Below are 23,543 nucleotides of genomic sequence, written 5' to 3'. Positions count from 1 at the left end.
GCCTTGCGCCCGCCCTGCGCCCGTCCGGACGCCCGCGTTCTCGCCCTCTCAGCGCCCGCGTTCTCGCCCTCTCAACGCTCTTCGGCCGGGGCCTCGTGGCCCTGGATCTCGAAGCGGTAGCCCATGCCCGGCTCGGTGATCAGGTGGCGCGGGTGGGCGGGGTCGGTCTCCAGCTTGCGGCGCAGCTGGGCGAGGTAGACCCGCAGGTAGTTGGTCTCCTTCTCGTACGAGGGACCCCACACCTCGCGCAGCAGCTGCTGCTGGCTGACCAGGCGCCCGGCGTTGCGGACCAGGACCTCCAGGATGTGCCACTCGGTCGGGGTGAGCCGCACGTCGGCGCCGTCGCGCACCACCCGCTTGGCCGCCAGGTCCACGCTGAACGCGTCGGTCTTGATGACCGCGGCCTCCTCGACCGGGGTGGCGCGGCGGACCGCGGCGCGCAGCCGGGCCAGCAGCTCGTCCATCCCGAACGGCTTGGTGACGTAGTCGTCGGCGCCGACGTCCAGCGCCTCGACCTTCTCATCGGAGGCGTGCCGGGCCGACAGCACGATGATCGGCACGCTCAGCCAGCCGCGCAGCCCCTTGATCACCTCGGTGCCGTCCATGTCGGGCAGCCCGAGGTCCAGCAGCACCACGTCGGGGTGGTGGCGGGCCGCCAGGTCCAGCGCGGTGCGCCCGTCGGGCGCCGCGTCCACCTGGTACCCGCGCGCCTTCAGGTTGATCCGCAGCGCCCTCACGATCTGCGGCTCGTCCTCGACCACCAGAACGCGCGTCACGGCTCCCCCTCTTCGTCGCCCACGCCCACGCCGTCGTCACTGCCGTCGCCGGTCCGCCCCGATGATCCCAGCGGCAGCGTGAACACCATGGTCAATCCGCCCCCGGGTGTGTCCTCGGGGGCCAGCGAGCCGCCCATCGCCTCGACGAAGCCGCGGGCCACGGCCAGGCCGAGCCCGACGCCGGTGCCCTTCGGCGCGTCGCCGAGCCGCTGGAACGGGGCGAACATCCGTTCCTTCACATTGTCGGGCACACCGGGCCCTCGATCGACCACCCGCAGCTCGACGCGATCCGGATCACGCCCGAACCGCAGCTCGCTGGCCGTGACCAGCACCGGCTCGCCCTTGCGCCCACCGCCCCAGCCGTCAGGCGCGGCCCCGTGCCCGCCGGTGTAGCGGACCGCGTTCTCCACCACGTTCGCCAGCGCCCGCTCCAGCAGCCCGGCGTCCACCAGCACCGGCGGGAGCGTCTCGGGCACGTCCAGCCGGACGCTGTCCTCGGGTACCCCGGCCAGCGCCGCCGGCAGGACCTCGTCCAGCGCGACGGGCCGCAGCAGCGGGGTCACGACACCGGTCTGCAGGCGGCTCATGTCCAGCAGGTTGCCGATCAGGCCGTCGAGCCGGTCCGCCGACTCCTCGATCGAGGCCAGCAACTCCGCCTCGTCCTCGGGGTCCCAGTCCACGTCGGTCGCCCGCAGGCTGCTGACCCCGGCCTTGATCCCCGCCAGCGGCGTGCGCAGGTCGTGCGACACCGCCGCCAGCAGCGCCGTACGGATCTTGTTGCCCTCGGCGAGCCGCCGCGCCTGTGCCGCCTCCTCGGCGAGCTTGCGCCACTCCAGAACGGCCTCGGCCTGGGACGCGAACGCCGACAGGATCCGCTGGTCACCGGCGGGCAGCACGCGTCCCGCCAGCGCCAGCACGGACGTGTCGTTCACCGTGGCGGTCGCCTCCGCCGCCTCCGGGTCGGCGGGCGGATCCACCCCGGTGGACCCGACGCTGGTCCAACCACCGTCCGCGCGTTCCAGCAGGGCCGCAGCCCGTACGCCGAACGTCTCGCGAACCCGTTCCAGCAGCGCGGGCAGCGCCTTCTCGCCGCGCAGCACGCTCGTGGCCAGGAAGCTCAGCGTCTCGGCCTCGGCGCGGCTGCGGGCGGCCTGCCGGGTACGCCGCGCGGCCAGGTCGACCACCGACGACACCGCCACTGCGACCGCCACGAACACCATGAGCGCCAGCACGTTCTCCGGCTGGGCGACGGTCAGCGTGTGGAGCGGCGGCGTGAAGAACCAGTTGAGCACCAGGAACCCGACGACCGCCGCCGCGACGGCCGGCCACAGCCCGCCGACGAGCGCGACCCCGACCGTGAGGCCGAGGAAGAGCAGCATGTCGGTGCTCAGCCCAGGCCGCCCGCCGGTCAGCTCCAGCGTCACCGCCAGCAGCGCGGGCCCGAGGATCGCCAGTCCCCACCCGTACGCGCGCCTGCGCAGGCTGAGCGGGCTGCCCGCCATCCGCACCAGGCCGCGTCCCTTGCCGACGTGCTCGTGGGTGACCAGGTGTACGTCGATCTCGCCGGACTCGCGGGCCACGGTGGCGCCCACGCCGGGCCCGAACACGAACTGCCAGCCGCGCCGCCGCGACGACCCCAGCACGATCTGGGTGGCGTTCACGCCGCGCACGAACTCCAGGAGCGCGGCGGCGACGTCGTCGCCGACCACCTGGTGGTAGGTCCCGCCGAGGTTCTCGATCAGGACGCGCTGGCGGGTCAGGGCCTGCGGCGACGTTCCCTCGGTCAGGCCGTCGCTCTTGGTGACATGGACGGCCAGCAGGTCGGCGTGCCCGGCGCGGGCGGCGATGCGCGCGGCGCGCCGGATCAGGGTGTCGCCCTCGGGGCCGCCGGTGAGGGCGACCACGACCCGTTCGCGTGCCTCCCAGGGCTCGGTGATGCCGTGCTGGTCGCGGTAGCGGGCCAGGCCCTCGTCGACGCGGTCGGCGACCCACAGCAGCGCCAGCTCGCGCAGCGCGGTGAGGTTGCCGACCCGGAAGTAGTTGGCGAGAGCGGCGTCGATCTTCTCCGGCGTGTAGACGTTGCCGTGCGCCATGCGCCGCCGCAGCGCCTCGGGGGTCATGTCGATGAGCTCGACCTGGTCGGCGCGGCGGACCACCTCGTCGGGCACGGTCTCGCGCTGCGGGACCCCGGCGATCCGCTCGACGACGTCGTTCAGCGACTCCAGGTGCTGGATGTTGACGGTCGAGATCACGTCGATGCCCGCCTCGAGGATCTCCTCGACGTCCTGCCAGCGCTTGTCGTTGCGGCAGCCCGGCACGTTGGTGTGCGCGAGCTCGTCGATCAGCGCCACCTCGGGCCGGCGCGCGATCACCGCGTCGACGTCCATCTCGCTGAACTCGGCGCCCCGGTAGGCCTGGGTCCGGCGCGGCACGACCTCCAGGCCCTTGATCTGCTCGGCGGTGTGCGCGCGGCCGTGGGTCTCGACGAAGCCGACGACCACGTCGGTGCCCCGCGAGCGGCGGCGGTGGCCCTCGCCGAGCATGGCGTAGGTCTTGCCGACGCCAGGCGCCGCGCCCAGGTAGATGCGCAGCGTGCCCCGTGCCCCCACGGTGATCACCCTCCCCGCAGTGACATGCCCTCTCCCGGCCGGGCGGAATCTACCAGGGGGTCCGTCCGTGTCACCCAATCGAGACATCGCAACTTCGGCGGCTCGCCGACCGAGTGGGCGTGAGACGTCTACTTTGACCCCCGTGCACACTGTCCGTAGGTGAATCACTACACAGTGCGTTTCATGGGGTGGAGTGGGGCAAATCGACGGGGGCGGGGTCTCGATGGGGAGCAGGGTGGGCGGGCGTACCGCCAAGATGGGCGGACGTACCGCCTGGGTGGCGTGTGCGGGCTTCGCCGCGCTCATGACATGTGCGGGGGTCGTCTCGGTGGCGTCCTGCGGGGTCGGCCACGCGCGCGGCGGGCGGGGACCGGCGCCGGTGGTCGAGCAGGCGGACGATCCGGGCACGACCCCCGATCCGGCCGCCGCGATCCGCATCACCCCGGGCGACGGCGCGGCGAGCGCCCGGCCGGACAAGGGCGTGGTGGTCACCGCCGTCCGGGGAACGCTGAGCAAGGTCGTCGTACGGGGAGACGGCGCGCGGGAACCGGGCAGGCTGTCCAAGGACCGGCGTACGTGGCGGGGCCGGTGGACGCTGCGGCCGGGCACCGCCTACGCCGTGGCCGCCGTCGGGACGGACGAGAAGGGCGCGCCGTCCAGGGCCACCGCCCGGTTCCGTACGCTGCGCCCGGCCGCCACGTTCGCGGTCGCCGACGTGACGCCGCGTCCCGGCGAGACCGTCGGGGTCGGGATGCCGGTCATGGTGACGTTCAACCGGGCCATCACCGACCGGGCCGCCGTGGAGCGGTCCCTGGAGCTGAAGATGAGCCGGCCGGTGACCGGCGCCTGGAACTGGGTCGGCCCGCAGCAGGTGATCTTCCGGCCGCGCCGCTACTGGCCGGCGGGCGAGCGGGTCACGCTGGCCGCGCACACGGCGGGCGTGCGAGTCGCGCCCGGCGTCTACGGCGCGGCGGACAACCTGACCGCGTTCCGCGTCGGCCCCGCCCGCATCAGCTCCGTGGACGTCCGCCGCCACCGGATGGTCGTGCGGGTGAACGGGGCGGTCGTGCGTTCGGTGGGCATCAGCGCGGGCAAGGGCGGAAGCCGCGCGTACACCACGACCAGCGGCGTTCACCTGACGATGGGCAAGGGCGACCCGGTCATCATGACGTCGGCGTGGATGGGCGTCACCGACAAGAAGGACCCGCGCTACTACAAGCTGGAGGTCCACGACGCGGTGCAGATCTCCAGCAGCGGCGAGTACGTGCACTCGGCGCCCTGGTCGGTCGGCGCGCAGGGGCGCGCGAACGTCAGCCACGGCTGCATCAACGCCGCGCCCGCGTTCGCCAGGTGGTTCTACGCCCAGTCGGTGCGCGGCGACGTCGTCACGGTCACCGGGACCGACCGGACGCTGGAGCCGACCAACGGCTGGGGTTACTGGCAGCTGCCCTGGACCCGATGGCTGGCGGGCAGCGCCCTCAAGCGCCCGGTCACGCCGACTCCGACCCCGACGCCCTAGACGATGGCGCGGCCCTTGCGGACGCGGCGCCGGACGTCGACCAGGTAGACGTTCCAGGGAAACTCCCGCAGCGGGCGCGGCATCGCCTTGTTGGCCAGCGCGCTCACCCGCACGTAGCGGTCGAAGCGGGCCTGCTGCTTGCGCGTCCACGAGACGCCGAGCTTCTCCCGGTAGGCCTCAGGCAGGAAACCGACGGTCATGAAGAAGTGGAGCGGTCCGAGGGCGAGCCGTACCGGCGCGGGCAGGAAGGCCAGCCGGGCCAGGTCGAGCAGGTAGGCGCGGGTGACGTCGTCGAACTCGACCTTGCCCAGACCCTCCTGCCAGTACTTCTCGAACGCGTCGCGGTCTGCGGGCCACATGTCCTCGGTGACCTGAAGGGTCGTGCCGAAGCGGGCGCCGTGGCGATAGAACGCGTCGATCTCCCGCTGCTCGGGCCGCCCGTAGAGCTTGACGTAGACGTCCTCGGTGCCCCAGTACAGGCACGCCGCGACCCACAGCTGGAGCTCGCGGTCGAACGCGTTGTACTTCACCTCGTCGCCGGGGGCGGAACGGACCTGGCGGTGCTGCTTGTTCACCTCCAGGCGCATCGTCTCCTGCTCCTCGGGCGTGCCCTGCATGGCGACGACGATGTAGCTGAGCGTCGTGCGCAGCCGCTTGACCGGCCGCTTGTCGACGCGCCCGCTGTCGACCTTGCTCTCGGCGACGCCGCGCCCGACGGGCCGCCGCGACAGCTGCATGATGATGTTGGCGCTGGCCGCCGCGAGGGCGAAGCCGGTGACGGCGTCGCGCGCGATCAGCGGCACCTCGGGCCGCGCTCGCCGGTCGCGGGCCTCAGCAGGGAGATCGGGCTCGGGTGACTTCCGTGCCGCCGCTCCGGTCGCTGACATCGGGGCCTCGCCTTCGTTACGCACGGGTGGGACGCGATCACCACCATGCCAAAGTAAGTGCTCACTTGCAAAGTGGCCCGCGTCACAGGAGTGTCCTACTCCCCATCTAGACCTCGATCTGGGAGCCCATGATGACCGTGCGGTCGCGGGGCAGGCCGAACTGCTCGGCGGCGTCCGCGGTGATGTAGGAGGTGGCGATGAACAGCCGCTTACGCCAGGGCGCCATCGTCCGCGCCTTCCCCAGCTCGAGTTCGAGCTTGGACAGGAAGTACGACTCGTTCTCCAGGTCCAGGCGGCCCTCGGTCTGGTCCGGGTCCAGCAGCGCCAGCACCGCGGGGACGTTCGGGGTCTCCATGTAGCCGAAGCGCGCGGTGACGTGGATGATCCCGTCGTCGGAGTAGCCGAGGTCGTCGACGGTGATCCGCTGGTCGGCCGCGATCCGGGGCACCGGCTCGGTCTCGATCGCCAGGATCACCACATGGTCGTGCCGCACGTGGTTGTGCACGACATTGGCCCGCAGCGCCAGCGGCGCGGTGTCCTTGCCCCGGTTGAGGAAGATCGCCGTGCCCGGCACCTGCTGCGTCGGGACCTGTCCTGTGCGCACGTCCTCCACGAACTCGCGCAGCGGCCCCTCCTGGCGCTCGCGCTCCGCCGAGACGATCTTCCGGCCGCGCTGCCAGGTGGTCATCACGGTGAACGCGGTGAGCCCGATCAGCAGCGGCAGCCACGCGCCGTGCACGAACTTGGTCATGTTGGCCGCGACGAACAGCAGGTCAACCGTCAGCAGCGCGCCCGCGCCGATGCCGATCAGCCATCGCGGCGTGCCCCACCGCACCCGGGCGATGTAGAAGAACAGCAGCGTGGTGATGGTGATCGTTCCGGTCACCGCCATGCCGTACGCGAACGCCAGCCCCGCCGAGCTGCGGAACGCGAAGACCAGCGTGAGCACCGAGACCAGCAGCAGCCAGTTGATCCACGGCACGTAGATCTGGCCCCGGGCCGTCTCGGAGGTGTGCGCGATCCGCATGCGCGGCAGGTAGCCGAGCTGCGAGGCCTGGGAGGCGACCGAGTAGGCACCGGTGATCACCGCCTGGGAGGCGATGACGGTGGCGGCCGTGGCCAGCAGGACCATCGGCAGCCGTCCCCACTCGGGCACGAGCAGGAAGAACGGACCGCTGATGTTGGCCTTGTCGTCCAGGATCAGCGCGCCCTGGCCCATGTAGCTGAGGATGCACGCGGGGAACACCAGGACCAGCCAGGCCCGGGTGATGGAGCGGCGGCCGAAGTGCCCCATGTCGGCGTAGAGCGCCTCGGCACCGGTGACCGCCATCACGACGGAGGCGAGGGCGAAGAAGGCGATGTCGAAATGGCCGAAGAAGAACTCCAGCGCGTAGGCCGGCGACAGCGCCTTGAGGATCGCCGGGTGCTTGGTGATGCCGGCGATGCCGAACCCGGCGACCGCCAGGAACCAGACGATCATCACCGGCCCGAACACCCGGCCGACCTTCGCGGTCCCCCACCGCTGCACCAGGAACAGCATCAGGATGATCACCGCGGTGATCGGCACGATCCAGTCGTCCAGCGAATCGTTGACGGTCTTCAGCCCCTCGACCGCCGACAGCACGGAGATCGCCGGGGTGATCATGCTGTCGCCCAAGAACAGCGCGGCGCCGAAGATGCCCAGCCCGGCCAGCGTGGCGGCCACCCGCCCGCCGCGTTCCGCACCCCACCGCCGCAACAGGGTGATCAGCGCCATGATGCCGCCCTCGCCGTCGTTGTCGGCGCGCATGGCCAGCAGCACGTACGTCACGGTGACGATGATCGTCACCGACCAGAACACCAGCGACACCACGCCGAACACGTTGTCCGTGCTCACCGGCACCGGATGCGGGTCGCCGGGGTTGAACACCGTCTGCAGGGTGTAAATGGGGCTGGTGCCGATGTCGCCGAACACCACGCCGAGCGCGCCGACCACCACGGCCAGCCGCGCCGAGTCCCGCACGCTCGGCCCATGCCCCCCGGACGGCGCCTCGGACGGGCCTTCGGACGGGCCCTCGGCGGACCCTTCAGCCGCCTGACCTCGACTGGCCACAACAACCCCCACGCTGGAGACCCGGCACCTCAGGCCGGACGCACCCTGCCCAAAAGATCAATAACAGTCTGTCCGCGCTCGCAGCGCTGAACCTACCGTGCGACGTGATCTCGCGAACGAGCCCCTCCACATGCCGGGATATTCCGGACGCCGATGAGATTGTGGAGGGAGCGGAGTCTGTCCTTCTAGCAGAGCTCGTACACCAAGGAGACGGGATGACAGCGATGAAGCTGGGCGTGCACCTTCCGGTGGCGGGGGCGGACGCCTCGCCCGAGTCGATCGCCTCGATCGCGCAGGACGCCGAACGCCTCGGGCTGGACTCGGTCTGGACCTGGGACCGGCTGATGCGCCCGACCGTGCCGATCGCGATGGGCGGGCCGGGCGGGCCGGTCATGGAGGCGCCGGAGATGTTCGGCTCGGTCTACGACCCGCTCGAGACCCTGAGCTACGTCGCGGCCGTGACCAACCGGATCTCCCTGGGCACGAGCGTGCTCGACTCGCTCTTCCAGAGCCCGGTCGTCCTCGCCCGCAGGCTCGCCACGCTCGACCGGCTGAGCGGCGGGCGGCTGATCGCGGGCATCGGCCAAGGCTGGATGGAGCAGGAGTTCGACGCGGCGGGCGTCTCGATGAGGCGGCGCGGGGCCGGGTACGAGGAGCACACCAGGGCCATGCAGGCCGTCTGGGGTCCCGACCCGGTGAGCTTCGACGGCCGCTTCTACACGATCCCCGAGGCCGACATCGGCCCGAAGCCCGTCCGGCCCGGCGGCCCGACGCTGATCGCCGGAGCGGGCTCGCCCGCCGGGATCGAGCGCGCGGCGCGGCTGGGGGCGGGGCTGACGCTGGTCATCTTCGACTGGGACACGATCCGCGCGACGATCGAGGCGTTCCGTACCGCGGCCGCCGCCGAGGGCCACGCCCCGGCCGCGCTCCCGATCATGCTGCAGGTGAACGGGGCCGTCACCGCCAAGCCGCTCGACGAGCGCGGGCCCCTGACCGGCTCGGTCGAGCAGGTCGCCGCCGATCTGGAGACGGCCGCGGAGATGGGCGTCGAGCACGTCTTCTGGAACACCGCGGGAGCCGGCGAGCCGGGCGACCAGCTCCCCCTGATCGCCCAGCTCCGCCGTATCTGACGTCAGGCGCCGGCCGGGATCACCACGCCGGTGCCGCTGACCCGGACCCGGGCGTCGCCCTCGCGCAGCTCCACCCGGAGCACGCCGGGCCGCCCGAGGTCCTCGCCCTGGTGCAGGGTGAGGGTGACGGCGGGCGGGACCAGGTCCAGCTCGCGCAGGTACGCGCCGAACGCGGCGGCCGCGGCGCCGGTGACCGGGTCCTCCACCACTCCCCCGACCGGGAACGGGTCACGGACATGGAAGGTGGTCGGCGACTCCCGCCACGCCAGCTGCACGGTCGTGAGGTCGCGTTCGGTCATGTACGCGGCCAGGCCGTCGAAGTCGTAGTCCAGGTCGGCCAGCCGTTCGCGGGTGCCCGCCGCCAGCACCAGGTGCCGGGCGCCCGCGTAGGCGACGCGCGGCGGCAGGCTCGGGTCGAGGTCGTCCTTGCTCCAGCTCAGCAGGTCCAGGGCTCGGGCGACGTCGTCCTCGGAGATCTCCTCGACGTGCGGCTCGACGCTGGTCAGGGTGGCGACCAGCGCGCCGTCCTCGCGCTCGTTCACGACCACGGGGACGGTTCCGGCCGGGGTGGCGAACGTGAGGTCGCCCACTCCGATCCGCTCCGCCAGCGCGATGGACGTGGCGACGGTCGCGTGCCCGCAGAACGGCACCTCGGCCTTGGGGCTGAAGAAACGGAGCGTGAACGCGCGGCCCTGCGGCTCCAAGCCTTCGGGCGGCGCGGTCAGGAAGGCGGTCTCGGAGTAGCCGAGGTCGGCCGCGATCGCGAGCATGGCCGCGTCGTCGAGGGCGGAGGCGTCGAGAACGACTCCGGCCGGATTGCCGCCCGCCGGGTCGGTGGTGAACGCCGCGTAGCGGAGGATCTCATTGCTCAAAGTCGTCACGACGACAACGAACGCCGGAAAGGGCAGGTCTCTTCCCTAGCGGCGGAGGCGGGCGCGGGCCAGGTCGAAGAAGTAGCCGAGCTCGGGGATCTTCATGAAGCGGGCGAAGACGACGTACAGCAGGCCGCCACCGAGACCGCCGATGGTCAGCGCCAGCACGGCCGAGAGCCGTTCCTCGTGCATGTGACCGAAGCCGAAGACGACCGCGGCGGCGAAGACCACGCCCGGGATGGCCGCTATGTGCAGGACCAGCAACGTGCGCAGGATGCGGCGCGCGTCCATCCCGCCGAGGCGCCGCCGCAGCACGACCGCCGCGCACAGCCCGCCGACGACGTAGAACAACCCGTACGCCAGCGGCAACCCGACGACGACCTGCCGCGCCGAGACGAACGCGAGCAGGACGAACGCCGTCACCGACTGCACCACCCCGGCCGGGATCGCGATCAGGCCGGGCGTACGGGTGTCGCCGAGCGCGTAGAAGACCCGCATCAGCAGCTGATGGAAGGTGAACGGGATGACCATCAGCGCGAACACCATCAGCAGGATCCCGATCCGCCGCGCGCCGTCGAACGACGTGCTGCCGTGCGCGAAGACCAGCACCGCACCGGGCACGCCGAAGACCAGCAGGCCCAGCGACAGCGGCACCAGCAGCGTGGACGCCAGCCGCAGCCCCCGGGAGAAGTCCGCGCGCACCAGGTCGCGGCGGCCGTCGGCGACGTGCGCGCTCATCCGGGGCAGCAGCGCCGTGATGACCGAGACGGCGATGACCGCGTACGGGAGCTGGAAGACGACCAGCGCGAACTTGTAGACCGCCAGGCCGCTGCCCTCGACCTGGTGCCCGGCGTCCTGCGCGGCGCGGTCCCCGGCTCGCGTCGCCACGTTCGCCGTGACGAGCACCCCGATCTGGACCACGACGACGTACAGCATCATCCAGCCTGCCGTCCGCACGGCCTCGCCGAAGCCCGCCCCGCGCAGGTCGAGCCGGGGCCGCCATCGGAACCCGGCCCGGCGGAGCGTCCAGGCGAGGATGACGCCCTGGATGACCGTGCCGAACGCCGATCCGAGGCCCATCAGGGTCAGCTGCGCGTCGGTGACGGTCTCGGCCGTACGGCCCGTTCCGGCGATCCACAGGAACATCAGCGCGGCGGCCATGGTGATGAGGTTGTTGGCCACCGGCGCCCACATCGGTGCGCCGAACCGGCTGCGGATGTTGAGCATCGTCCCGGCCAGGCCGCTCATGCCGATGAAGAAGATCTGCAGCAGGAGCAGCCGGGTGAGCAGGATCGTGACGTCGCGCTGGCGGCCGGTGTAGCCGCCCGCGTACAGCGAGATCAGCCAGGGCGCGGCCAGCACGCCCACGATCGTGAACACCACCAGCGCGAGCAGCACGGCGGTGACCAGGCGCTGCTCGGTGGCCGCGCCGCCGTCGGTGTCGATCTTGCGGCGGCGGACCAGGAACGGCACGAAGACGCTGGCGAGCATCCCGCCGAGCAGCAGTTCGTAGACGGTGTAGGGGATCATCTCGGCGGCCTGGTAGGCGTCCCCGAGCAGGGCGGTGCCCAGCGCGGCGCCGATCACGGCCGTCCGCATGAACCCGGTGACCCGGGAGAAGACCGTGCCGACCGCCATGACAGCGCTGGACCGGGCGAGGCCGGTCGGGCGCTGCTCGGCCGGTGGACGCTGCGCGGCGGTGCCGATCTCGTCGCCCTCGGAGCCCGGCCGGTCGGCCGTCCCCGGGCCCGCCAGCTCGGTCGGGTCGTGAACGGGCACCAGGCCCGGTTCAGGATCGAGGGACGGCTCGGCCCGTTCGGCCACCTCGATGACCTCCGGCATGGTCACGCGCCGATGGTCATGATGCGTGTGTTGTTGTTCGTGTTGTTCGTCGTTCCGGTCCCCGCGCACCGGCACCACCGCCCAACAAGCCCTGAATGTGAAGTATGACTTGACTTGTGACGGGCGGCCTCCGGCAAATGTTTGAGATCCGCTGCCCAGGCCAGACCGTTGTTATCATTCACGAAATCCTGAAGGACGTGAATCTTGGTCGAGGACGAGAAGCTGCTCCGGTTCGTCGAGGGCTTCGCGGTGTTCCTGAACGACATGGGCATCCCGCGGATGCCCGCGCGGGTGTTCGCGTTCGTCCTGGCCGGTGACGCCGAGGTCTACGGCGCCGCCGAGCTCGCCGAGGGCCTGAAGGTCAGCCCCGCCGCGATCTCCACCGCCGTGCGCTACCTCGTCCAGACCGGGCTGCTCACCCGCGAGAACCGGCCCGGCCGGCGCGGCGACCAGTACCGCATCTTCGACGACGACGTCTGGTCCACGATCATCAAGGCCCGGGAGCCACTGCTGCGGCGCTCCGAGGCGTTCCTGGCCGACGGCATCACGGTCATCCCCGAGGGGCCGGGCGCCCGCCGCATGCGCGAGACGCTGGAGTTCTTCCGGTTCGTCTGCGACGAGCTCCCCGCCCAGGAACAGCGGTGGAAGAAGCACCTCGAAGCCCACCGGGACTCCGTGGAGGGTTCCGGAGACGAAGAAGCGGAGTGACCTGACCGGTCACTCCGCTGGTCTCCGCTCGCCTGGTCTTCAGCGTTCTCCCATCGCTCAGGCCGCCACCGCCTCGACCGCCCGGGTCCGGATCGCCCGGCGGGCCGCGCCGTACACGGTGACCATGGTCAGCGCGGCGGCGAGCACGACCACCCCGGCGTAGATCAGGGGGGTTCCGTCCGGCGTCGCCGAGTCCAGCCGGTTGCTGGCGTACGGCAGGATCGTGAAGAGCGAGGCGAAGGTGCCGAGCACCACGCCCGTCCCGGTCAGCACCGCGCCCTCCACCGCCACCATCCCGAGCACCTGCTTCGGCGTCGCACCGGCGAGGCGCTGCTGGCCGAACTCACGGCGGCGGTACGTGGTGGCCGCGACCAGCGTGTTGATCAGCATGATCGCCGTGAACAGCACGATCATCCCGATGACCACGAAGTTGAGCGTCTCGATGCCCTTCTGGTCGGCGGTCTTGGCCAGGCCCGCCGCCGCCATCGCGGCGTTCTCGGTGCTCTGCATGTAGAGCGTGCCCGTGCCGATCGCCGTGAAGAGCACGATCGGGGTGAGCGCCGAGGCCAGCTGGCCGGTCCGCTGCCGCAGGTTGGACACCGCCAGGTGCCCGGCCGCGCCGCCGAACAGCTCCAGCGGCACCGCCACCAGCCGTACGACCAGGCGGATCATCACCGGCCCGAGCAGCGCCATCCCGATGGAGGCGTAGATGCAGGCCTGGCCGGCGGTGGACATCGCGTCGCTGCCCGAACCGCGCATCACAGTCGCAGTGACGACCGCCAGGTCGAGGCCGAGCAGCGTGAACAGCACCGCCCCGACGATCCGCTTCTTGCTCATCTTCGACGAGCCCGCGGCCGCGTCCGCCACCGCCTCGGTCACCCGCACCCGGGTGGCGCGCCGCACCGTGATCAGGGCGGCGACCGTCGAGGCGACGAACGTGATCCCGAGCCCCATCGGCACCGAGATCGCGCCGAACGAGAACCCGACCGACTCATCGACCTGCCCGGACGACTTCAGCATCTCCAGCAGAGCCGCACCACCCAGCACCGCCGGCACGATCGCCAGCGCACCGGCCGCCAGCGCGAGCAGCGCCGTCTCACCGACGATCAGCCGGCCGATCTGCGCCGGGGTGGCGCCGACGCTCTTCAGCAGCGCCATCTCCCCCGCCCGCTGCCGCACCGACAGGGTGAGCGTGGAGACCACGGCGAAGACCACCAGCAGCAGCCCCCACCCGCCGACCACGCTCGCCATCGTCACGAGCGTCTCCCGGCTGGCCGCCGGAACGTCCCCGGAGGCCGTGTCGAACATCGAACCGAACGCCATCACCATCGTCGCGCCGAGGAACATCGCGAGGAAGCTCGCCACGAACCCGCCCGCCCGGTGCCTCAGTGACTTCAGAGCAAGACCGAACATGTCACACCCCCACCAGGTCACCGAGGTGCGTCATCTGGGCGGCGACGGCATCCGCCGTCGGCCGGGGCATGTGCCCCACGATCCGCCCGTCCGCCAGGAAGAGCACGGCATCCGCATAAGAAGCCGCCACCGGATCGTGCGTCACCATCACCACGGTCTGCCCGTACACCTGCACGGCCTCCTGCAGGAGCACCAGCACGTCCCGCGCGCTCCGCGTGTCCAGGGCGCCCGTCGGCTCGTCCCCGAACAGAACACTCGGCCGGCTGACCAGCGCCCGCGCGATCGCGACCCGCTGCTGCTGACCACCCGACAGCTCCGACGGCCGGTGGTCCAGCCGGTCCCCCAGCCCGACCCGTTCCAGAACGGCCCGCGCCCCCGCCCGGTCGATCTTCCGCCCCGCCAGCTTCAGCGGCAGCGTCACGTTCTGCATGACCGTCAGCGTCGGCAGCAGGTTGAACTGCTGGAACACGAACCCGATCCGGTCCCGCCGGAACTTGGTCAGCGCCGCCTCGCTCCCGTCCGCGATCTCCTCACCGTCCACGAACACCCGGCCCGACGTCGGCCGGTCGAGCCCCGCCGCGCACTGCAGCAGCGTGCTCTTCCCCGACCCCGACGGCCCCATCACCGCCGTGAACGACCCCTGGGGCAGCACCAGCGACACGTTGTCCAGCGCCGTCACCCGCGTCCCGCTCTCGCCGTAAACGCGGCTCACCGCGTCCAGCCGTAGCGCCTCCGCAACCATTTCTTACCTCCCTCGGCGGCGCCCCTTGCGCCGACAAGAAAGAAGTTATGAGCTGCGCGAAGCCGCCCCCATGGGTCCAACTCTCCAAGCCAGGTAGACAAAACCCCACCCCCGATCAGTGGGGCGAGGCCACGCCTGCCCGAACCGATCGTCGTGAAGGCACCAGCTGTCACGTCCACCCAAGGGCGCGGCATCTTCATCGTGGATCAGCTGGTGGAGAGTTGGACCGTCGAGAGCCTGGCCGAGGGCGGGAAGCTGGTCCGGGTCACGATGGCGGCGCCGTCATGACCGCGTACGGCCCAGGTCTGTGGCAGGCGACACAGACTGTCCAAATCCTGCGACCTAGCCTTCACCTGTGCGCGTTCAACACCCACCCTGCCTACTGCGACGCTATCCATGATTTGAGGGGGTCGTCTCTTCTCATTCCTTTCCGTGATTTGAGGGAGTACGTGGCCGTCACCTAGTGGGCGACGCGTCTCCTGACCACTCTGAAGCCTGCGTTATTGCAGGTCATCGCCTATATCTAGTTCAGGAGAGGCCCGAGAAGGCTCGGCCATAACCATTCTTGGCGACGCTGGTCGCTCAGGGCGTTCCCACTTACCGTCGGTTCCAGGGCGCAGGACTAGGGCGCGGAAAGGAACCGGCGGCGACATGACCGACGACGGCAGGCGCGACAGTGACATCGAACGCCACGACGACAGGCGGGCCGTACGGCACCGCCAGATGGACTTCTTCGTTCTCATCGTGATCTCATGCTCGATCGCGCTCCTGGCTCTCGTCGCCGTACGCTCGCCGGAAGATCTCAACACCGCGTTCGGCTATCTGACGGGTGTCGCGGGTCTGCTCGCGATCGTGCGCCGGGAGAACTGAGATGGCCACCCCGCAGCCCGGCCTGCCCGGCGGAAAGCCCTTCTGGGAAAGGCTCAGCCCCCAGGACCGCGACGCACTGAGCGAGATCTCCTCGGAGGAGAGCTTCGCCCCCGGCGCCTGCGTGTGCAACGAAGGAGAGAACGCTTGGTTCGCTCTGGTCATCATCGACGGCTGGGTGAAGGTCTCCAACATCTCCGTTGACGGGCAGCCTGTGCTTCAGGCATTGCGAACGCGAGGTGATCTCGTGGGCGAGAGTGCCATGGCCGAAGGCTGCGAGCGCATCTCGACGGTCACCGCCGCGACGAAGGTCCGGGCGCTCTCCGTTCCGTCCGAGGCGTTCAGACAGTTCCTTCACGAGTCGGAGGACGCCGACATCGCGCTCCGGCTCACGTACCGCGACAAGCAGATCGAATCGGACTGGCGCTGCCTGCGGTTGGGCGGCGCGAGCGTGAAACAGAGGCTGGCCCAGCTTATGGTCAGCACGGCAGATCGATCTCGTGTGGAGCCGGTCGACGGAGTTCTCAAGCTGGAGCCCCCGCTGACCCAGGACGACCTCGCGCAGTTGGTGCGGGCTGCCCGGTCAGGCGTCGAGTCCGCCCTGCGCGAATGGCGCGCGCGCAGCATCGTCCAGACATCGCGCCGGAGCGTCACCCTGATCGACATTCCCTATCTGCGCAGGCTCGCCGCCCACTAAGCGTTGGGCAGGGGCTTTGAGGCCTGGTCAGGGGCGGTCTAGGGAGGTGTCTTCCAGGTCTAGGAGGCGTTGGACGTCGCGTTGGGTGGACTCGCTGATCTCGCCGGACTCGTGGAGGCGCTGGAGCTCGTCTGTTTCGGCGGCGATGAGGTCTCGACGGAGCCTGCGGTAGTCGGCTAGAACGCTGTCGACCTTGTGGGCGTCGCCGTTGACCCGCAGTTCGCCTCGTTCGATGCGGTCTTGGAGGCCTACGCGCAGGCGTTCTAGGACGACTTGGGAGGCGGCCTCTACGTCTTCGAGTTCTTCCAGGCGGGCTAGGGCGGCTTGGGCGGTACGCAGGCGGGCCAGGGCGTATTCGCGTTGGGTGGCTGAGGTGGGGACTACCAGACCGGCGAAGCGGACCAGGGGGGCCAGGGTGAAGCCTTGGACTACTAGGGAGATGACGATGACGGCGGTCGCGAGGACTACGACCAGGTCGCGGTGTGGGAGGGGGTCGCCGGCGTCGGTCAGGAGGGGGATGGCCAGGGCGGCGGCTAGCGGGACTACGCCGCGGGCGCCTGCCCATGAGACCACCGCGGGGGTCTGCCAGGAGGGGCGGCGGCCGCCTCGCCAGGCTTGCAGCCAGGAGAGTGGGAAGACCCAGACGACTCGTACGGCGATGAGCGTCAGGGCTATGAGGAGTGAGGCGATCAGCCACGATTCGGAGGATCGGTTCAGCTCGCGGATCAGGGTGGGGAGCTGGAGGCCGATGAGGCTGAAGACGACGCTTTCCAGCAGGAAGATGACCGTGCCCCAGACCGCGCCCAGCTGGAGGCGGATTCCGGCGTTGGTGAGGGCGGGTGCTTGGCGGCCGAGGATGACGGCGGTGACCACTACCGCGGTCACGCCTGAGGCGTGGACGGATTCGGCCAGGACATAGGAGGCGTACGGGGTGACCAGCGCGATGACGGTCTCCAGGACCGGGTCCTCGGTGCGCCGGCGGATGAACGCGATGACGGCTGCGACGATCCCGCCTGCGATGACGCCGCCGCCTGCCAGCAGTGCGAACTCGGCAGTTGCGTGGCCCCAGGAGAAGGAGCCTGCGACTACTACGGCAACTGCGAGCTTGTAGAGCAGGAGCGAGGTGGCGTCGTTGAACAGGCTCTCGGCCTGGACGAGGGTCTGGACCTTGGGCGGCAGTGACAGGCGGCGTCCGAGCGCGGCGACCGCCACCGGGTCGGTGCTGGCCAGGACCGTGCCCAGAAGAAGGGCTGTTGTCGCCGACATGTTGGTCACGGCGTGGGCTACGAAGCCGACCGCGGCGGCTGAGGCCAGGACCAGCCCTACCGCTAGGAGGCTGACCGGCTTCCAGACCTGCCGCAGTGACTGCCACGACATCTCCTCCCCCGCCGCGTAGATCAGCGGGGGGAGGACGACGAGGCTGACCATCTCGGGTGGGACCCGTACGTCCGGGAGGCCGGGGATCAGACCCACGAGAACGCCGGCGACCACCAGGAGGGAGGGGGCGGGGACGCGCAGGCGTTTGGCGCTGACGGCCACGACGGTCGCCAGTACGACCAGCCCCAGCACGATTTCGACAGCGCGCACGTCAGGTGCCTCCGGTTTCGGCGGTCAGGAACAGACTCGCCGACCAGACTTCCCGGCACACCCTGTCGAGACCGTACCAGGACCGTAAAGCACCTGATGATTCGTTATCGGGCGCGCAGGACGGAGTGGCCGACGACGGCGCCGATGATGGACAGGCCCGCGCCGAGGAGGGCGCCGAGACCGGCGACCACGGCGGCGATGCCGTTGTGCTGAATGCCGAGCGCGGCGAGACCGCAGATGATCATCGCCAGGCCGCCCGCGATCGTCCACGGCTCGGCCGCCCGGTGGACGGTCAGCCAGGCCTCGTCGCTCGCGAGGGTGGTGGCGGTCCGGATGCCGGCCTTGCGGTTGCGGCCGAGCTTGCCCTGGCCGGTGCGCCTGCCCACGACGGCGATCATCACACCGGCGAGGACGATGATGGTGCCGAAGACGTAGTGCTGCACTGCTTCATGTTCTCTCTGTGGGGGTCCATCGGGAAGCGGAGCCGCGAGACGACGCTGCCGGTATCGCGGCGGAGCGCGTGGGAGAGGACGGCGCCGCGCTGGTTCTGCAGGACGCGTTCCCAGACGTGCTCGGGTTCGACCTCGGGGATCAGGACGAAGACGTGCCGTTCGCGGACGTCATTGACGTACTCCACGATCGGCTCCACGAGACGGCGGCGCTCATCGTTGATGAGGGAGAGCTCGACGTCGGGGGCCCACGCCTCCCACTCGGCGACGAAGCGCGCGTTCTCCTCCTCGTCGTCGGGGTGGACGACCCGGACGGCGACGACGCGGTCGCCGAGGCTGAGCGCGGCGGCGAGGGCCTGCTGGGTGAGGAGGCTGACGCCGCCGATCGGGACCACGACCAGCGACCTGCGTGGCCGGGGCGGCGGCGGGGTGCGGCCGAGCTGGAGACGGTCGCCGATCCTGGCGTACGAACGGTGCACCCATTCCATGAGCACGACCATGAGCGGGAGGGCGACCAGGATCAGCCAGCCGCCGTCGGCGAACTTGGTCGCGGTGACGACGACGGCGGCGATCGCGGTGAGCACGGCGCCGAAGGCGTTCAGCGCCAGCTTGCCGTGCCATCCGGGCGTGCGTTCGGTCAGCCAGTGCCGGACCATGCCCGCCTGCGACAGCGTGAAGCCGACGAAGACGCCGATCGCGAACAGCGGGACGAGCGTGTTCATGTCGCCGTTCGAGGCGGCGAGCAGGATCCCCGCGGTGACGGCGAGGAAGCCGATGCCGTAGCGGTGGACCTGACGTTCGGCGCGCAGGGCGAACAGGTGCGGCAGGTTGTTGTCCTTGGCCAGCAGCTGCGCGAGAACGGGCAGGCCGCCGAACGAGGTGTTGGCCGCCAGCGCGAGCAGGATGACGGTGGCGAACTGCACCACGTAGAAACCGGCACCGTGCCCGACGGCCGCCTCGGTGACCTGGGAGAGCACGGTCACGCCCTCGACCGGCCTGATCTCGAACTTCTCGATCAGCAGCGCGATGCCGACCAGCATCAGTGCCAGCAGGCCGCCGAGCGCGAGCTCGGCGTGCTGGGCCCGCTTCACGCGCGGCCTCTTGAACGAGGGGACGGCGTTGGCGATGGCCTCGACGCCGGTCAGCGCCGCGCAACCGTTCGCGAACGCCTTGAGCAGCAGCAACACCCCGACGGACTGCAGGGTCTGCGCCTGGTGGTGGGCCTGCTCGACGGTCACGGCCGAGTCGCGCAGCAGGCCGACGACGATGACCAGGACGATCGCGCCGACGTAGATGACGGTCGGGGCGATGAACAGCCGCGCGCTGTGCGCGATGCCCCGATAGTTGATCGCGGTGATGAGCGCGAGGACGGCGAGGCAGATCCAGACGGTGCAGGGCAGCAGCCCGGGGAACGCCGAGGTCAGCGCGGCCACGCCCGCCGCGACCGAGACCGCCACGTTCAGCACGTAGTCGACGATCAGTGAGGCCGCCGCGACCAGCGCGGACCGGCGCCCCAGATACTTCTTGGAGACTCCGTACGCGCCCCCGCCCTCCGGGAACGCGGCGATGACGTGCCGGTAGGAGAAGACCAGGACGGCCAGCAGACCCGCGATGGTGAGGGTGACCGGAAGGGTGCAGCCCATGCCCGCTCCCCCGGCGACCGCCAGGACGATCACGATCGCCTCGGGCCCGTACGCGACGGACGCCATGGCGTCGAGCGAGAGCGCGGCGAGGCCTCCGATGACGGTCAGTCGATGACGTTCGGCCTGATCAGGAGGTTCCTCGGGGGCGGCGGTGCGGAGGGAGGTCATCGGTTCTCTCATGGCTCGAAGCGGTAGCCCATGCCGGGTTCGGTGATGAAGTGGCGGGGGCGCGAATGGTCGACCTCCAGCTTGCGGCGCAGGGAGGCGAGGTAGACCCGCAGGTAGTGGGTCTCCTTGAGGTGGTTCGGGCCCCAGACCTCGGCGAGCAGCTGGCGCTGGGAGATCAGCTTGCCGGGGTTGCGCAGCAGCAGCTCGACGATGCCCCACTCGGTCGGGGTGAGGTGCACGCCCTTGCCGTTCTCGGCGGTGACGGCCTTGCGCGCGAGGTCGACCACGAACGAGCCGACCTGCACGGTCGGCGACACCTCGTCCACCGGGGCGCGGCGGGTGATCGCCCTGATCCGGGCGAGCAGCTCGTCCACGCCGAACGGCTTGGTCACGTAGTCGTCGGCGCCCGCGTCCAGGGCGTCCACCTTGTCCTTGCTGCCCGCCCGGCCGGACAGCACGATGATCGGGACCTCGCTCCAGCCGCGCAGCCCGCGGATGACGTCGACGCCGTCCAGGTCGGGCAGCCCGAGGTCGAGGATGACCAGGTCGGGATGCCAGTCGGCGGCCCTGGTGAGGGCCTGCCCGCCGTCGGGAGCGACCCGTACGTCGTACTCGCGGGCCCGGAGGTTCAGGCGGAGGGTCGCCAGGATCTGCGGCGAGTCGTCGACCACCAGCACTCGTGTCATGAACTGCTATCCCCGATCGTGGTCGTGGCCGATCCGGTCCCGCCACGCGGCGACGCGGTCGAGCATCACCGGATCGGCGAGATTCGGCTCGGCGAGCTCGGCCGAGTCGGAGGCGGCCGGGTCGGAGGCGGCCGGGTCGGCGGGCTCGGCGCGCTTGGCGGGCTCGGCCTGTTCGCGGCGGTGGGTGGGCAGGTCGACGACCATGGTCAGGCCGCCGCCCGGGGTCTCCTCGATGCTGATCGAGCCGCCCATGGCCTCGGTGAGGCCGCGGGAGAGGGCGAGGCCGAGGCCCACGCCGGTGTCGTTGTCGCGGTCGCCGAGCCGCTGGAACGGTTCGAAGACCCGGTCGCGGTCCTCGTGCGGAATGCCGGGGCCGCGGTCGATGACGCGCAGTTCGAGGCGGTCGGCGTGGGAGCTGGCGGTGACGAGCACGGGCCCTTCCGGCGGGTTGTAGCGGACGGCGTTGGCGATGAGGTTGACCAGCACCCGTTCCAGCAGCGCGGGGTCGGCCACCATCTCGGGGAGTCCCTCGGGGATGGCGGTCTCGACGTCGGCGGACTCGAGAGGTTCCAGGTCGGCGAGCGCGCGGGGCACGATGTCCTCGGCCGCGACCGGTTGCGCGGTGATGCCGAGCGAGCCCGCCTGCAGGCGGCTCATGTCCAGGAGGTTGGCGACCAGGCGGTCGAGGCGGTCCAGGGACTCGGCGGCGGTGGAGACCAGCTCGTCCTGGTCCTCCTCGCTCCAGCTGACGTCGGGGCTGCGGAGGCTGTCGACGGCGGCCTTGGCGGAGGCCAGCGGCGTACGGAGGTCGTGGCTCACCGCGTTCAGCAGGGCGGTGCGCATCTTGTCGGCGGCGGCCAGCGGGCGGACCTGCTCGGCCTCCTCGGCCAGCCGCTGGTGGCGAAGCGCCACGGCGGCCTGGGCGGCGAACGCCTCCAGGACCTTGCGGTCGGACGCGGGCAGGGCACGGCCGCGCAGGACCAGGGCGAGGGTGTCGTCGACGAGGATGTCGGACTCGCCGTCGTCGGGGCTCGTGCAGGGCGTGCCGCCCGCGGTCGCGACGATGATCCAGCTGTCGGGGTCGCGGTTGGTGACCGGGGTGGCCGGTTCGTCCGGGTCGCGTTCCAGGAGCGTGACGCATTCGAGGGCGTACGTCTCGCGGAGGCGTTCCAGGATCGCGGCGAGGGCGCTGTAGTCGCGGCCGCCGTCGGCGTCGCCGCGCAGGATGTCGCCGGCCAGCGTGGACAGGATCTGCGAGTCGGTCTGCGCCTGGGAGACCTGTCTGCTCTTGCGCGCGGTCATGTCGACGATCGTGCTGACCGTCACGCCGACCACCACGTACACCACCAGCTGGAAGAGCGCCTCCGGGTCGTGCACGGTGAACCTGTAGATCGGCGGGGTGAAGTAGTAGTTGAGCAGCAGCGACCCGGCGATCGCGGCGAACAGCGCGGGGAAGAGACCGCCGAGCAGCGCGACGCCGATCACGGCGGCCTGGAAGATGAGGATGTCGCTGGCCAGCGTCACCTGCCCGCGCAGGTGGCTCAGCACGATCGTGAGCAGCGGCAGCAGGACGACGGCGAGGACGAAGCCCGCCTTGCGTCGCTTGGCGGGGACTCCCCACGCCGCGCGCAGCGCCTTCCACCGGCGGCCCTGGTTGACCTCCTCGTGGGTGACCAGGTGCACGTCGATGGGGCCGGAACGGGCCGTTGTCGTGACGCCGACGCCGCGCGAGAAGAGCTGCGCGACGCGGCCGCGCCGGGACGCGCCCAGTACGAGCTGCGTCGCGTTCACCCCGCGCGCGAAGTCCAGGACGGCGTCCGGCACGTTCGTTCCGGCGACCTGGTGGTAGCTGCCGCCCAGGCTCTCGACCAGGGCCCGCTGCCGGGTGAGGTTCGCCGGGTCGGAGTCGGTGAGGCCGTCGCTGCGCGTGACGTGCACGGCCAGCAGGTCGGCGCCCTTGCTCCGGTCGGCGATGCGGGCGGCCCGGCGGACCAGGGTGTCGCCCTCGGGCCCGCCGGTGAGCGCGACCACCACGCGTTCCCGGGCCTCCCACGTCCGCCGGATGTCGTGGTCGGCCCGGTAACGGTCCAGCTGGTCGTCGACCTTGTCCGCCAGCCACAGCAGCGCCAGTTCGCGCAGCGCGGTGAGGTTGCCGACCCGGAAGTAGTTGCCGAGGGCGGCGTCCACCTTCTCGGGGGCGTAGATGTTGCCGTGCGCCATCCGGCGCCGCAGCGCCTCCGGCGTCATGTCGATCAGCTCGACCTGATCGGCGCGGCGCACCACCTCGTCGGGCACGGTCTCGCGCTGCGGCACGCCGGTGATCTGCTCGACCACGTCGTTGACCGAGTCGAGGTGCTGGACGTTCACGGTCGAGATCACGTCGATCCCGGCCTCGAGGATCTCCTCGATGTCCTGCCACCGCTTGTCGTTGCGGCTGCCGGGCACGTTGGTGTGCGCGAGCTCGTCGACGAGCGCGACCTCCGGGGCCCGCGCGATCACCGCGTCGACGTCCAGCTCGCTGAACGTCGCGCCGCGGTAGTCCATCAGCTTGCGCGGAACGACCTCGAGGTCCTCGACCAGCGCCGCCGTCTTCGGCCTGTTGTGGGTCTCCACGAAGCCGACGACCACGTCGGTGCCGCGTACCCCCCGCCGTGCTCCTTCGGAGAGCATGGCGAAGGTCTTGCCGACGCCGGGTGCGGCGCCCAGATAGATCCGCAACCGCCCTCGGGGCATCACACCTCCTCATCTCGATTCGCCGGGTCGTCCGACCGAGCAGGGCGGGCCGTCCCCGCGGCACGGACGGCGGGTGCCGGCCGTGCCGCAGGGACGGGAGCGGCCCGCCCACCCCTGGTGGAA

At 70.9% G+C, this 23,543-nt stretch carries 19 protein-coding genes; 6 read left to right on the top strand and 13 right to left on the bottom strand.

Annotated elements, in window-relative coordinates; genetic code table 11:
• Positions 1-71: 71 nt before the first annotated feature.
• Entirely contained in the window at positions 72-776 is a 705-nt protein-coding gene (locus J4573_RS43300; protein WP_208262041.1) for a response regulator, read from the bottom strand.
• A complete protein-coding gene (locus tag J4573_RS43295) occupies positions 773-3,385 on the bottom strand; it encodes a sensor histidine kinase (protein WP_307797379.1) in 2,613 nt (870 codons plus the stop codon). The genes J4573_RS43300 and J4573_RS43295 overlap by 4 nt, the downstream gene beginning before the upstream one ends.
• A gap of 223 nt (positions 3,386-3,608) precedes the next feature.
• Here J4573_RS43295 and J4573_RS43290 point away from each other — a divergent pair, with 223 nt between their 5' ends.
• The gene (locus J4573_RS43290) at positions 3,609-4,904 is read left to right on the top strand and encodes a L,D-transpeptidase (RefSeq protein WP_208262038.1); all 1,296 of its coding nucleotides are present in this window, start codon (positions 3,609-3,611) and stop codon (positions 4,902-4,904) included.
• Here the strand turns inward: J4573_RS43290 and J4573_RS43285 are convergent.
• Together J4573_RS43285 and J4573_RS43280 are read right to left on the bottom strand one after the other, a co-directional pair.
• Positions 4,901-5,791 carry an oxygenase MpaB family protein gene (locus J4573_RS43285; protein ID WP_208262036.1) on the bottom strand — a complete coding sequence of 297 codons (891 nt, stop codon included), beginning with the start codon at positions 5,789-5,791 and terminating at the stop codon, positions 4,901-4,903. The genes J4573_RS43290 and J4573_RS43285 overlap by 4 nt on opposite strands.
• 106 nt (positions 5,792-5,897) lie before the next feature.
• Complete coding sequence (locus tag J4573_RS43280; protein WP_208262034.1) at positions 5,898-7,793, bottom strand: potassium transporter Kup; 1,896 nt, start codon at positions 7,791-7,793, stop codon at positions 5,898-5,900.
• A 305-nt stretch (positions 7,794-8,098) separates the two neighbouring features.
• On the opposite strand from J4573_RS43280, the gene J4573_RS43275 reads away from it, so the two are divergent.
• Positions 8,099-9,013: a TIGR03619 family F420-dependent LLM class oxidoreductase gene (locus tag J4573_RS43275; RefSeq protein WP_208262033.1), complete on the top strand. Its 915-nt coding sequence runs from the start codon at positions 8,099-8,101 to the stop codon at positions 9,011-9,013.
• A gap of 2 nt (positions 9,014-9,015) precedes the next feature.
• Here the strand turns inward: J4573_RS43275 and J4573_RS43270 are convergent, their stop codons facing one another.
• Together J4573_RS43270 and murJ are read right to left on the bottom strand one after the other, a co-directional pair.
• On the bottom strand, positions 9,016-9,894 hold the full coding sequence (locus J4573_RS43270; RefSeq protein ID WP_307797376.1) for a PhzF family phenazine biosynthesis protein: 879 nt from the start codon (positions 9,892-9,894) through the stop codon (positions 9,016-9,018).
• 36 nt (positions 9,895-9,930) lie between these two features.
• Positions 9,931-11,727 (bottom strand): murein biosynthesis integral membrane protein MurJ, encoded by a 1,797-nt coding sequence (murJ, locus tag J4573_RS43265; protein ID WP_208262099.1) that lies wholly within the window; start codon positions 11,725-11,727, stop codon positions 9,931-9,933.
• A gap of 204 nt (positions 11,728-11,931) precedes the next feature.
• On the opposite strand from murJ, the gene J4573_RS43260 reads away from it, so the two are divergent.
• A complete protein-coding gene (locus J4573_RS43260; RefSeq protein ID WP_208262032.1) occupies positions 11,932-12,435 on the top strand; it encodes a GbsR/MarR family transcriptional regulator in 504 nt (167 codons plus the stop codon).
• A gap of 57 nt (positions 12,436-12,492) precedes the next feature.
• Here J4573_RS43260 and J4573_RS43255 read toward each other — a convergent pair whose 3' ends face one another.
• Both J4573_RS43255 and J4573_RS43250 read right to left on the bottom strand, forming a co-directional pair.
• A complete protein-coding gene (locus J4573_RS43255) occupies positions 12,493-13,848 on the bottom strand; it encodes an FtsX-like permease family protein (RefSeq protein WP_208262031.1) in 1,356 nt (451 codons plus the stop codon).
• A 1-nt stretch (position 13,849) separates the two neighbouring features.
• Positions 13,850-14,590 carry an ABC transporter ATP-binding protein gene (locus J4573_RS43250; RefSeq protein ID WP_208262030.1) on the bottom strand — a complete coding sequence of 247 codons (741 nt, stop codon included), beginning with the start codon at positions 14,588-14,590 and terminating at the stop codon, positions 13,850-13,852.
• 153 nt (positions 14,591-14,743) lie between these two features.
• Between J4573_RS43250 and J4573_RS55715 the strand changes: the two genes are divergently transcribed.
• From J4573_RS55715 to J4573_RS43240, 3 genes are all read left to right on the top strand, one after another.
• Positions 14,744-14,878, top strand: a complete 135-nt coding sequence (locus J4573_RS55715) for an ATP-binding protein (RefSeq protein WP_279575786.1) — start codon at positions 14,744-14,746, stop codon at positions 14,876-14,878.
• Positions 14,879-15,241: 363 nt separating this feature from the next.
• Positions 15,242-15,460 carry a hypothetical protein gene (locus J4573_RS43245; protein WP_208262029.1) on the top strand — a complete coding sequence of 73 codons (219 nt, stop codon included), beginning with the start codon at positions 15,242-15,244 and terminating at the stop codon, positions 15,458-15,460.
• 1 nt (position 15,461) lies between these two features.
• Positions 15,462-16,154 carry a Crp/Fnr family transcriptional regulator gene (locus J4573_RS43240; protein ID WP_208262028.1) on the top strand — a complete coding sequence of 231 codons (693 nt, stop codon included), beginning with the start codon at positions 15,462-15,464 and terminating at the stop codon, positions 16,152-16,154.
• Positions 16,155-16,181: 27 nt separating this feature from the next.
• Here the strand turns inward: J4573_RS43240 and J4573_RS43235 are convergent, their stop codons facing one another.
• The 5 genes from J4573_RS43235 to J4573_RS43215 all read right to left on the bottom strand — a co-directional run bounded on the left by J4573_RS43235 (position 16,182) and on the right by J4573_RS43215 (position 23,420).
• On the bottom strand, positions 16,182-17,741 hold the full coding sequence (locus J4573_RS43235) for a Na+/H+ antiporter (RefSeq protein ID WP_208262026.1): 1,560 nt from the start codon (positions 17,739-17,741) through the stop codon (positions 16,182-16,184).
• Between the two features lie 104 nt (positions 17,742-17,845).
• Positions 17,846-18,184 carry an SdpI family protein gene (locus J4573_RS43230; RefSeq protein ID WP_208262024.1) on the bottom strand — a complete coding sequence of 113 codons (339 nt, stop codon included), beginning with the start codon at positions 18,182-18,184 and terminating at the stop codon, positions 17,846-17,848.
• Positions 18,139-20,001: an APC family permease gene (locus tag J4573_RS43225; RefSeq protein ID WP_243774498.1), complete on the bottom strand. Its 1,863-nt coding sequence runs from the start codon at positions 19,999-20,001 to the stop codon at positions 18,139-18,141. The genes J4573_RS43230 and J4573_RS43225 overlap by 46 nt, the downstream gene beginning before the upstream one ends.
• An 8-nt stretch (positions 20,002-20,009) precedes the next feature.
• Positions 20,010-20,687: a response regulator gene (locus tag J4573_RS43220; RefSeq protein ID WP_208262020.1), complete on the bottom strand. Its 678-nt coding sequence runs from the start codon at positions 20,685-20,687 to the stop codon at positions 20,010-20,012.
• A gap of 6 nt (positions 20,688-20,693) precedes the next feature.
• A complete protein-coding gene (locus tag J4573_RS43215; RefSeq protein WP_208262018.1) occupies positions 20,694-23,420 on the bottom strand; it encodes an ATP-binding protein in 2,727 nt (908 codons plus the stop codon).
• Between the last annotated feature and the right edge of the window lie 123 nt (positions 23,421-23,543).

Origin of the sequence: Actinomadura barringtoniae (assembly GCF_017573505.1) — a bacterium.
In the GTDB taxonomy this organism is placed as follows: domain Bacteria; phylum Actinomycetota; class Actinomycetes; order Streptosporangiales; family Streptosporangiaceae; genus Spirillospora; species Spirillospora barringtoniae.
Note: the sequence above shows the minus strand (reverse complement) of the source record. Positions and strands in the feature narration are given on the sequence as shown.

What these genes read in the sequence shown, in the direction of transcription:
- J4573_RS43290 (WP_208262038.1), top strand. Translation starts at nt 3,609, where the DNA reads ATGGGGAGCAGGGTGGGCGGGCGTACCGCCAAGATGGGCGGACGTACC.
- J4573_RS43285 (WP_208262036.1), bottom strand. Translation starts at nt 5,791, where the DNA reads ATGTCAGCGACCGGAGCGGCGGCACGGAAGTCACCCGAGCCCGATCTC.
- J4573_RS43275 (WP_208262033.1), top strand. Translation starts at nt 8,099, where the DNA reads ATGACAGCGATGAAGCTGGGCGTGCACCTTCCGGTGGCGGGGGCGGAC.
- J4573_RS43220 (WP_208262020.1), bottom strand. Translation starts at nt 20,687, where the DNA reads ATGACACGAGTGCTGGTGGTCGACGACTCGCCGCAGATCCTGGCGACC.
- murJ (WP_208262099.1), bottom strand. Translation starts at nt 11,727, where the DNA reads ATGCCGGAGGTCATCGAGGTGGCCGAACGGGCCGAGCCGTCCCTCGAT.
- J4573_RS43255 (WP_208262031.1), bottom strand. Translation starts at nt 13,848, where the DNA reads ATGTTCGGTCTTGCTCTGAAGTCACTGAGGCACCGGGCGGGCGGGTTC.
- J4573_RS43240 (WP_208262028.1), top strand. Translation starts at nt 15,462, where the DNA reads ATGGCCACCCCGCAGCCCGGCCTGCCCGGCGGAAAGCCCTTCTGGGAA.
- J4573_RS43215 (WP_208262018.1), bottom strand. Translation starts at nt 23,420, where the DNA reads ATGCCCCGAGGGCGGTTGCGGATCTATCTGGGCGCCGCACCCGGCGTC.
- J4573_RS43225 (WP_243774498.1), bottom strand. Translation starts at nt 20,001, where the DNA reads ATGACCTCCCTCCGCACCGCCGCCCCCGAGGAACCTCCTGATCAGGCC.
- J4573_RS43245 (WP_208262029.1), top strand. Translation starts at nt 15,242, where the DNA reads ATGACCGACGACGGCAGGCGCGACAGTGACATCGAACGCCACGACGAC.
- J4573_RS43250 (WP_208262030.1), bottom strand. Translation starts at nt 14,590, where the DNA reads ATGGTTGCGGAGGCGCTACGGCTGGACGCGGTGAGCCGCGTTTACGGC.